Raw genomic sequence first — 3,061 nt, 5'->3', positions numbered from 1 at the left:
ATAGGGTAACAGGATCGAGAAGATTGAGCCTGGAGGGGAGCCCACGGTTCGACCGATCTCGCTGATTGATGCCCCTGTCTTCCACATGTCCCACACTTGCTGCCGTCGATCCGACGGGAGTCCTGGTCTACCGATCTTTGCCACATCACACCTCTGAGTACATTTTCGATGGTGTTGCGTTGACCGGTTGAATCCACCCTGGCTTTTCCCAAAAACTCGTTTTCAGCCTTCAGGTCCGCGACTTCCCTACGCAGCCGAGCGATTTCAGCTGCTGTCTCCTCCGGCGTCGTTTGGCCGTTGTCGGTGGAGGTGCGCCGGAGGCGTTCTTTTTTGACCCAGCTGCCGAGCAGTTGTTCGCCGAGGTCGAGCTGCTTGGCGACAGCCCGGATCGTTTGTCCAGTATCAAGGACCAGGCTCGCGGCGTCGCGGCGGTACTCCTCGGTATATCGGCGTCGTTGTCCCATGTGAACATCCTTCCGCAGGGCACGGTGGCCCCGCTAGTTTGGGTGTCCACGACAAGAGGGTAACCCCAAAGGGAAGAATTAGGTGAGACCGGGTGGATGTCTGGTAGTGACTTAATTAATTGGGCTGCAAGGAAATTTGTGCAGGAAACATAGATCCGATCAGCGTAGATCGGTTGTGTTGCCACGAAATGCATGTTGGGAGAGCTCAGGATTGACGGTAGGCGGCCGAGGTCAGCTGTATGCTCGGCCCAGCTAGAGAGAGATTGTCTGATTATGGTACAGGGTTCGGGGCGTAAAAAAGATTGATTTGGCCCGATGGTTGTGTCCTGTGAGGTAAATTCTTCATAGCCGCCCCAATATGCTGATGTCCATGACCCCGGTGCGTCAGCTAGGGCTAGCGTTTGGCTGAGGCGTTTTGTGTAGCCGGGGTTATCGATAGTCCCGTGGGAGAAATACAGGTCGGGTGGAATAGGTTTCGGGAAGAACAAATCAGAAAGCGAAGTTGAGGCAGTAACTAGTCTATCGTGGTGTTGCGCTAGATCCGACCATGAGATCCATCCTGAGTTGGTTGGAATGGGGAGGAGAAGCACGAGGGTTGTATCGAACCCGTTGAACAAAAGATCCGATACATACCCTCTCCGATGTGGGATAACGCGATCAACTAGTCGTGAGTCAATTTTGCTCAAGAAAGATTGAATAGTTTGCATAATCATCTGGATTTTCGGTCGCTTCGTCGTCCCATCCAGTATCATTCGGATACTGAATCATAAGGGACTGCTGATGGTTTGGTTGACGGTGGTGTTTCAAGCCGCCAGGGTGGCGACGGGTTTCATTATGGTCATGAATTCGATCGGTGTCAGCTTGCCCAGCGCCCGTTGGCGGCGCTTGCGGTGATAGATCCCTTCGATCCAGGACACAATCGCCAGGCGCAGCTTTTCACGCGTGTTCCAGATCTTGCGGTCAAGAACATTCTTCTGCAGCAGGGCGAAGAAGGATTCCATGGCAGCGTTATCACCGGCGGCACCGACTTGTCCCATCGACCCACACAGCTTGTGCTCATCGAGGGTTTTCAGGAATTTCTTTGACCGGAATTGTGATCCCCGATCGGTATGGACTACCACCCCTGTCGGGTGTCCCCGGTGGGTGAGCGCCATTTTTAGGGCGTTGACTGCCAGGTCGGCTGTCATGGTGGAGTCCATGCTGTAGCCGACGATCTCGTTGCTGAACGTGTCCTTGAAAGCACACAGATATAGTGTCCCTTCGCGGGTGGGATGTTCGGTGATATCGCCCAGCCACAGCCGATTGGGGTGATCGGTGCGGACTTACGGTTCACGAGATCATGATGAGCAGGCGGTCCGGCAACCGTGTATTTACGCTTGCGGGTCGTGATCGTCGACCGGATTCCGGCGATGTGACACAGGCGCCATACTCGCCGTTCGGAGACCCGGTAGCCCAGATCAGTGAGGTCATCGGCAAGGACCCGGTAGCCCCCTTCAGGGTCCTTCTCATGAAGGACTTTCAGGATGCTGATCAGGTGTTGTTCTTCTTCTTGCCGGGCACAGACCGGTTTCTTTTTCCATTTGTAGTATGCCTGGGTGGAAAACCCCAAGGACCCGGCACGTCACTGCGACCGGCACCCGAGCAGGGGCACGTGTTGCAGCGAGCTCACCAACGAGCGGGTACATCATTTTGGGGGCGTGATGTGTGCTTGGGATAGATAGGCTGCAGCTCTGCGCAGGACCTCGTTTTCCATCTCGAGCTCACGAATCCTCTTCAGCGCAGCTGCGTTCTCCTTGACCTCACTGGCATCAACTGGTGCGGTCAGGCCGCGGGAGTGGAGCCGGTCGTGATTGACCCAGTTCTGCAGCGAGGACCGTGAGATCCCTAGATCGGTGCAGACCTGGCGTTGAGTCATCCCTGAATTCACCAGCGCGACAGCGTCGCGTTTGAATTCCTCGGAATAGATTTTCGGCATAGTTGTCATCCTTCCAGCACGACAATAGAAAGTCATGCAACCCAGAGTGACAACCAAACCCTCAGCACTCCCCAGCTTTTGCTGACATGCCTCAAGAGCATTGGAAGAAGATCTGGTCCAGCAACCCGATCGAACGCTTGAACCGGGAAATCAAGCGTCGTGCTGACGTGGTCCAGATCTTCCCCGACCCTGCCAGTGTCACGCGCCTAGTCGGGGCTGTACTTCAAGAACAGCACGAGGAATGGCTCTACGCCGAAAATAGTGCCCCTTAGAGTGGTGTAGCCGCACGGTGGTCGTGTGCGTCGTTGCTGACATGAGCGCGGTCACCGTGGGATCCTTCGAGAAAGCTCTCTAATTCTCACTCGAAAGGACATCGCCACGATGACCGCTCCTCATATTATCGACCCTGCAGGCCTGCTCAGTGAAGCCCTGGCCGAAGCATCTCCAGATCTCATGCGAGACCTGCTCCAAACCATGATCAACGCCCTGCTTTCAGCAGACGCCGATGCCGTGGTCGGGGCGGAGTGGGGCAAGCCCAGCCCCGACCGGCTCACCCAGCGCAACGGCTACCGCCACCGGCCCCTGGACACCCGGGTCGGCACAGTGGATGTAGCTGTCCCAA

Annotated in this window: 2 protein-coding genes and 2 pseudogenes; 2 read left to right on the top strand and 2 right to left on the bottom strand. The window is 56.0% G+C overall.

Features of this window, described 5'->3' with window-relative positions; genetic code table 11:
* Window positions 1–464 (bottom strand): transposase (locus H7E91_RS11385; RefSeq protein ID WP_182355234.1); only part of this gene is annotated, 464 nt, incomplete at its 3' end.
* Between the two features lie 803 nt (window positions 465–1,267).
* Window positions 1,268–2,439 (bottom strand): annotated as a pseudogene (locus H7E91_RS11380) (IS3 family transposase).
* 86 nt (window positions 2,440–2,525) lie between these two features.
* Here H7E91_RS11380 and H7E91_RS11375 point away from each other — a divergent pair.
* Window positions 2,526–2,696: pseudogene (locus H7E91_RS11375) on the top strand (transposase); the annotation flags it as partial.
* A gap of 124 nt (window positions 2,697–2,820) precedes the next feature.
* A partial coding sequence (locus H7E91_RS11370; RefSeq protein WP_182355233.1) for a transposase occupies window positions 2,821–3,061 on the top strand: 241 nt, incomplete at its 3' end.

The sequence above is a fragment of the Flaviflexus huanghaiensis genome, assembly GCF_014118685.1.
Taxonomy (GTDB): domain Bacteria; phylum Actinomycetota; class Actinomycetes; order Actinomycetales; family Actinomycetaceae; genus Flaviflexus; species Flaviflexus huanghaiensis.
The sequence above is the reverse complement of the archived record's forward strand: the minus strand, read 5'-3'. Positions and strand labels throughout refer to the sequence as shown.